This window comes from Oleiphilus sp. HI0132 (genome assembly GCF_001635845.1).
Window position 1 is genome coordinate 1 of sequence record NZ_LWGJ01000055.1, and the last position, 1,013, is coordinate 1,013.

General features: G+C 44.5%; 1 pseudogene. It reads right to left on the reverse strand.

Annotated features, from left to right (window positions below):
* Positions 1-60: 60 nt before the first annotated feature.
* Positions 61-1,013: pseudogene (locus A3766_RS30035) on the reverse strand (hypothetical protein); the annotation flags it as partial.

Consider the following 1,013-nt stretch of genomic DNA (forward strand, 5'->3'; position numbering starts at 1 on the left):
CTTGGTGCTAATACTCGCCAATGGATATCAAGCAAACAAAACGGTTCCTAATTGGTGTTTCTATTCAAGTGTCACCGAGCTAATGCTGGTTTTAACCTTTTCGCCTGTTTTTAAGTGATAAACAACTTTGGCAGGATAGTAGGGGCTGCGTTTTTGCGCCGGAATCGTTTCGTTAATTGACCATTCTTCAATCTTAATTACTTTTCCATTTGCGTCAATTAGCTGCGTGCGCAACTGTAGAGCGCCAATGTTCAGTGGACTATGGTTTTCTATTGTCACCAATAAAGGCCCTTTAGGGTCTTGAACATGCTTGGCCTTTAAGTATTTTTCCGGTGTTTGCTTAATTTCGATTAGGGCCAGTTTTAGTTTTGCCTGTTGACCTATATCGCCTTGCGCCTGGGCTGCTTGTGCATAGTACTTAAGTGCTTGTTCCTGATTCTGAGACTCGCTGTATAGCTCTCCTAATTGTAGGGCAGCAATACTTGTTGGTAGTAAACGCATGCTATAGCGATAATCATCAATGGCATAGCTAGATTGGCCTAGAGCGGCATAGCTTTGAGCACGCTTTAAGTAATAAGAAAATTGATTTGGGTTGAGCTCTGTGGCGCGCATATGGGCCGCAAGTGCAGAATCTTTATTTCCCTTAGCGGCCAATGCATCGCCTTTTATGGCGCTAAATAGTGCTTCTTTAGGTTCTATATTACTTGCTTTAGAAATAAGGCTAAGCGCCAGGTCGTAATCTTTTTGTGCCAGGGCGGCATTCGCCTGGTCTGCCAGGTCGTAAGCTTCTTGTTTACTCTTGAGGTAGGCGATGGCTTGTTGATACGCCTCTTTACCCGAGAAGGCGTCTTTGACAGGGTTTGAGGCAGCGTATTTGATATTTGCTTCTACCCGTTCTTGAGAGGGCGGGTGTGAAGCAAATAAACCGTCAAGCCATGAACTTTTTTGCTGCTTTGATAGTGAGACAAAAACCTTTTGAAGTTCAACAGCGCCCTGCAGGTTGTAGCCAGCCT